The following is a 6,062-nucleotide window of genomic DNA, read 5'->3' as shown; positions in this document are numbered from 1 at the left end:
CCTTGAACGCCTGGCACGAAAGATGGAAAACCCTCATCGACGAACGCACCATGGCCAAGGACGACCCAGCCAACCCCAAAGCCAGCCACCAATCCTGGTGGTGGACCCACCAGGAACTCCGCCGCTGCTACCGCAGGCCCGAACACCTCTTCCAAGACAGGCAGCCCTTCGCCTTCCCGGAACCCGAACTCACCGCCGGCGGGCCAGCGGAACGCACCACCAACCGGCTGGAAGGAGGAGTCAACCCACCCATCAAACGCACCCTCCTGCAACACCACGGCCTACCCGAGAGCCACATGAGACGCGCCTGCGAATGGCACTGCTACATGAAAACCGACAACCCCGACCCCGCCAGCCTGATCAGGGACGAACACCACCAGCCACAACCAGCACCCAAACGGGAAACCAGACAGGAACAGGACGAGCCCGAACACTACGGCACCGCCATCAACTGGAACGAGTTCCACACACCAGTCAGATACCCCAACACCACACTCTGACCAACACACAACCAAACCCACACACAGAACCTAAAACAACGCGTTTAGTTCCTATAGCCCCTGATGCCGGAGAGACCGTTCTGTATCAGCATAGAGGCTAGATTGGCTGAGCTCTGATAAGGATGCGAAGGGTAAGGAATACGAGCGGTGTCCATCTCAGTTACACCCCTTTAGATAAAAAAGTGCCGCCCTAGTGTGCATATCATATAAATATGATAGAGGCAGTGGCGGCTTCTAACAAGCTTTAATATACTCGGGATATCAGTTAGAAAGCTTCATCAAGATAAAGCTTCACAATATAAACACATTTCTTATCGGATGGTCTTTCTTCTATCATGAGCTACTGCAGATCACCCTTCAATCGGCAAACATAAAACTGGTCGGCTCGGCCGGGGTTGTGGTCATCGGCGGCTGCGCCTTGATGTCTGGCCGCCGCTGTCGCACGCCTGCGGCGTGCTGCTGAAGGGGTTGGGAATGTGGTGTTTGTGCCGCCCCCTTCCATTCTGGCCCGGGCCGCTGCGACTCAAGCCCCGAGCGTCTCCGCCCACACCCCGCTCCGGCCGAGGGGGCCGAACAGCATGCCCCCTCGGCCTCCGGGGGAGTGTTCGGATCCACGCGGGGGCTTGACTCTCCGCTATACCCGGGCCGCCATTCCAGGCGTCGGCACAAACAGTCCCGGCACCAAGGAAAGGAACACCCATGAACACCACAACCACAGTGACCATGCTGCCCATCGACGCCATCAGGCCCAACGACGCCAACCCCCGAAGCGAGATAGGAGACGTGTCGGAGCTGGCCATGAGCATCGCGTCCCAAGGCATACAGCAGGCCCTGGTCGTCACACCGGCGAACCAGGAGGGGCGGCACACCCTGGTCATCGGACACCGGCGGCTGGCGGCCGCCGAGCAGGCCGGCCTTGCAACCGTGCCCTGTATCATCACCGACATGGACGAGCAGACCCAGGCGGAGGTGATGCTGGTAGAGAACATACACCGTGACCAGCTCACCGCCCTGGACGAGGCACGCGGATACGCCCACCTCCTGGACCTTGGCGAAGACGTGGACCAGATGGCCAAAGCCACTGGCCGCAGCCGCAGCACCGTGCAGCGACGGCTCAAAATATCGTCCATCGACGACGAGAAAATACTCGCGCTGCCATCCCAGCTGAGCTTCGAGGAATTGGAGACGATAGCCGACTTCCGCGACGACGAAGGCCTGCAAGACCAGCTCATCAAAGCCGCAGGCACCAACAACTGGAACATGACACTGCACCAGGTCCAGGCCAAACGGTCGCTGGACAAGTGGATCGAACAGGCCCAGGAAGCCATCAAGCAGGCCGGGCTGCCCATCGTGCCGCTGACACCATCACAATCCTGGTCTGACCCGGAAGGTTGGCGCACCATCGCCCGATTCTCCCCGGATACCGACCCCGACCCCAAGCAGGCCCTCGACACATGGCTGGAGGAATGGGAAGGCGACAAACCCACGGCCGCCGGACTGCTCGACCGTGGCGGACAGTGGCGCGTCAAAATCACCCTGCTGGAGCCATACACCCAACAGGACCAGGAGGACGAACGCCGGCAAAGAGAGGATGACCTGGCCAGGTGGCAAGCCGAACAAGAAGCCGAAATCGCACCGGCCAAGCAACTGGACACGGCAAGCCACGACCTGCGGCTGGCCTACACGCAACGGCTCATGTCCCTCAAACGCCCCGCCAAAAACCAGTCCCAGGCCCTGTCCATGCTGGTCATCGCCCAAGCGAGCCAACGCACCTGGTGGGTCAGCCGGGACCAGGTGCGGGACACATGGCGCGCCATCGTCCAGGACCAGGAAGCCGAGCTGGCGCAAAAGGCCGACCTTGACGAGAGTCGCCGCACCCAGACGGCCTTCGCCCTGTGCCACGCCATCATGGAGACACAGATCAACCACGAGACCTGGCGCAGCCAAGACGACATAGACGGCCTGCTCAAACCCCTCTACCGTGCCCTCCAAACCGCAGGCTACGCCATCAGCGACGAAGAGCAATCCGGTCTCGACGGCGACCTGGTGCCCCGACCTGAAGAGGAAGACAACGAAGGGAACGAAGATGAAACAGACGACGGCGACCAGGAGGAGGACACCAAAGAGTGAATGAACCCCGCAGCCGGCCCCGCCACCAAGCGGGGCCGGCTGCCGGCGGCGGCGCAGCGATGCCTCGCGCCACCCCACGGGGTGGAATCGGCATCGTCGAACGCCCCGCGTTCGGACAGCCAGACCGCAACGCGAGGAACGCACGACTGGTTTGTATGTGCAATTTGTACTACACTCATGGTCATGGAGATCGAGATAGAGCAATCAGCCCGCAAGCACGGCTGCGCCGACGACGAAATCAGGCACGCGGTCCTCCACTCCATAGGCCACGAACAAATCGAGGGCTACGGCGACGAGATGACGGTGGTCTTCGTCGGCCAGCCACACCCCGGGGCCCTACCCGACAACCTGCTCGAAGTCATCGTCAGCAAATGGCAGGACGGCCAGCTCCACGCCTTCCACGCCATGCCGCTGACCAGCCGGTGGCAACATCTCAGATACCAATAGACACAACCAACAAGGAGCCAGACCATGACCAACACACAGACACCCGCCGACAGGGCAGCACACGCCGAAGCACTCGACCGCATGGCCGACGCCGGCCAATTCACACCCATCGAAGGCACCCGGGTATACCGGGGCTACGACGCCGGCCCCCTGACCGACGACGACCTGCTCTCCATCTTCGCCGGCCGCCCCCGCGACGAACTCAAACAACCCACCAGCAAAACCTGGCAGGTACGCACCACCCCGGCCCTGGACCAATGGGCCGAAGCCGCCGTCAAAACAGAAGGCACCAACCTATCGGCACTGATCCGCCAAGCCACCGCCGAATACCTGGCACACCACTACCCAGGACTCCGAAGCCAGATGGCCTGACCCATCAGGGCAACATCATCAAGGGACCCCTCAACGGGGTCCCTTTTTCCATGCTCGGCTCGGCCGGGGTTGTGGTCATCGGCGGCTGCGCCTTGATGTCTGGCCGCCGCTGTCGCACGCCTGCGGCGTGCTGCTGAAGGGGTTGGGAATGTGGTGTTTGTGCCGCCCCCTTCCATTCTGGCCCGGGCCGCTGCGACTCAAGCCCCGAGCGTCTCCGCCCACACCCCGCTCCGGCCGAGGGGGCCGAACAGCATGCCCCCTCGGCCTCCGGGGGAGTGTTCGGATCCACGCGGGGGCTTGACTCTCCGCTATACCCGGGCCGCCATTCCAGGCGTCGGCACAAACAGTCCCGGCACCAAGGAAAGGAACACCCATGAACACCACAACCAGCCTCCAGGACGACGTCAAGCAACTGAGCCAGGACCCCCAACTCATGCTCACCGCAGGCCGACAGGCCCTCGACAGCATCATGCGCATACTCGACGGCACCCACCAGCCCGAAGCCATAGGACACGACCGGCTCACCCGCATGGCCGCGCTGATAGAAACCTCACTGCCGCACCGCGACGCGCTCCTGGTCGCCGCCATCAACCCCGACACCACCCGAGACGACCTGACCACCATCACCGAACAACCCCACGACCCCGCCGCCGTCAAACTCATCTTCACCAGCCTCACCACCTGCTTCGAAGGCCGGACCCCCGTCAACCAGGAACGCGCCGACAGAGCCTACAACCTCTTCGACCAGCTCACCGCCGCCGTCGGCCCCACCCCACACCTCAGCGCCTCCAGAGCCTACCTGGCCTGGGCCGCCCGCGACCCCGACCAAGCCAGCTCATACATGGTCCAAGCCCTCACCCTCGACCGAACCAACAACCTCGCAGCGCTCATCGCCCTGGCCCTCAGTAAGAACATCAACCCCACCGACGACTAACACCACACACAACCAAACCGAAGAGGTCTCCTCCCAAACCAAGGAGGAGACCTCTCCGCGTCCGATGCGTTTCTCCCGCCCCATAAAAGGGGCACTCGAATCCGCTTCATTCCCTAGGAATGATCGTTGTTTAGATTAATCATGCTTGTCTGCAGCATCAACGGCATGAATGACGAGTAGGGAGATGAGAATGGTGAGAACCTCAGTTATCAAAGATGAGAGCGCCATGGCTTCCCACCTGCTGAAGGCCAAGGCCATCAACCCCATGAGAAACACAAAACTCACAACTTCGCTAACAAGCTTCTTCAAGACCTTGTGACTGCTCATGCTAAACAACACATCCACCAACGCATCAGTTATGTAGGTACCAAAGAACCACAACAGAAAGATAACGATGGTACCCAAAACCCCACGCCACCCATGCACCCAGGAACGAACGCCACCGAAAGGGAGCAAGCGATAAGTGACACCAATGCCGACCGCAAAAGGAAAGACAAAACCCAACAACACAGTTCCGAAAAAACCAACACCGGTAATCGCATCCGAAACCGTTACATGGTCTGATCGTCCACGGTCACTCATCGCTCACCCCTCTCTCCATGAATCAGAGGAACAAATCAACCCATGTCGCCGTGTATTCAGCAATATCGTAAGGGATGCCCAGCTGCATCAAACCTGAGACGATAGCGGCATGAGTCCAGACGCCGGTGGCTTCCAGGAAGTCTGCAATCCGACCGGCCCACGGAGCAATCTTGGCAGGAAGCTTGGAACCTCCCCAGCGCAGAAGCTTAATGACAGCTTTCTTGGCGATCGTCGTAGCCCAATTCCTCGATTGGAAGCCATTACCGGCAGTGCCATCATGCATCGAGAATGCATACTCGGTCAGGATGCCAGCACCTTCATAATCACCGTTTTCCCATGCGGTATCCGCTATCTCCAGCACATCCCTCGGAGTCAGCGAATCGGTGACTTGACTCACGATAGATGTCGAAGCGGTATCCACAGGCTCTGCAGCCATCGCCTGACTGGGAACCATGGCGACTCCCATAGACAGCGCAAGTGGAACAGCAACGCTGGCGAGCAACCTACTTTTGATAGTGTTCAGAGCTTTCATCATAAGCCCCTTTCCGTTTGTTGAGTCAATTCATCCTTGATAACCAATAACGAAGTCAGCGGTGTCAGCCATGGCACCTCTGACAACCCAGCTAAAACTGGAATACTGCACTGATAGATAGGCCTAACTATCATTCTTGAGTTATTACATCAACGGTGACAGTAGCACCACCGTTACACCATCATAGGGCTATAGGAACTAAACGCGTTGTTTATGTTGGGGGTTTGGCCTTGTGGCTGTAAGCGTGTTGGGTGGTTGTTAATAGGTCGGGTTGTTAATAGGGGTCTTGCAGGGGTGCCCGTTCCTGTTCGATCGGGGAATGAGAACCAGATCGAAGAGGGCCAGGCATTGCCCCATATGCCATGGGCGGATGCGCAAGCATGGGCGCAACAGATCAGGCACGCAGCGCTGGATGTGTCCGTCCTGCTCGATCACGTCCACCGCGCGCAGGCAGGACCGGGCCCGCGCCGCGCAGTTGAGGGAGTTCCTGGACCGGCTGCTGACGGGCAGGACCCGGGAACAGATGGGGGCCATGGGCGCCAGGGCCTGGCGTAAACGGGTCGGC

General features: G+C 60.1%; 6 protein-coding genes and 2 pseudogenes. 6 read left to right on the top strand and 2 right to left on the bottom strand.

From position 1 onward, the window contains the following. The 5 genes and pseudogenes from CI603_RS01470 to CI603_RS01450 all read left to right on the top strand — a co-directional run. A pseudogene (locus CI603_RS01470) lies at window positions 1-500 on the top strand (IS256 family transposase); the annotation flags it as partial. 699 nt (window positions 501-1,199) lie between these two features. Continuing rightward, complete coding sequence (locus CI603_RS01465) at window positions 1,200-2,630, top strand: ParB/RepB/Spo0J family partition protein (RefSeq protein ID WP_015022037.1); 1,431 nt, start codon at window positions 1,200-1,202, stop codon at window positions 2,628-2,630. 183 nt (window positions 2,631-2,813) lie between these two features. Beyond that, window positions 2,814-3,077, top strand: coding sequence for a hypothetical protein (locus CI603_RS08910; RefSeq protein WP_141650026.1), 264 nt, complete (start codon window positions 2,814-2,816; stop codon window positions 3,075-3,077). Window positions 3,078-3,101: 24 nt separating this feature from the next. Continuing rightward, entirely contained in the window at window positions 3,102-3,449 is a 348-nt protein-coding gene (locus tag CI603_RS01455; protein WP_015022035.1) for a hypothetical protein, read from the top strand. A 373-nt stretch (window positions 3,450-3,822) separates the two neighbouring features. Further along, the gene (locus tag CI603_RS01450) at window positions 3,823-4,383 is read left to right on the top strand and encodes a hypothetical protein (RefSeq protein ID WP_015022034.1); all 561 of its coding nucleotides are present in this window, start codon (window positions 3,823-3,825) and stop codon (window positions 4,381-4,383) included. A 135-nt stretch (window positions 4,384-4,518) separates the two neighbouring features. On the opposite strand, the gene CI603_RS01445 is transcribed toward CI603_RS01450, so the two are convergent. Both CI603_RS01445 and CI603_RS09090 read right to left on the bottom strand, forming a co-directional pair. Then, on the bottom strand, window positions 4,519-4,965 hold the full coding sequence (locus CI603_RS01445; RefSeq protein ID WP_015022033.1) for a hypothetical protein: 447 nt from the start codon (window positions 4,963-4,965) through the stop codon (window positions 4,519-4,521). 22 nt (window positions 4,966-4,987) lie between these two features. Further along, window positions 4,988-5,500 (bottom strand): hypothetical protein, encoded by a 513-nt coding sequence (locus CI603_RS09090; protein ID WP_045925197.1) that lies wholly within the window; start codon window positions 5,498-5,500, stop codon window positions 4,988-4,990. A gap of 316 nt (window positions 5,501-5,816) precedes the next feature. Here CI603_RS09090 and CI603_RS01435 point away from each other — a divergent pair. Then, a pseudogene (locus CI603_RS01435) lies at window positions 5,817-6,062 on the top strand (IS256 family transposase); the annotation flags it as partial.

Origin of the sequence: Bifidobacterium sp. wkB338, assembly GCF_003688325.1 — a bacterium.
GTDB classification, from domain to species: domain Bacteria; phylum Actinomycetota; class Actinomycetes; order Actinomycetales; family Bifidobacteriaceae; genus Bombiscardovia; species Bombiscardovia polysaccharolytica.
The sequence above is the reverse complement of the archived record's forward strand: the minus strand, read 5'-3'. Positions and strand labels throughout refer to the sequence as shown.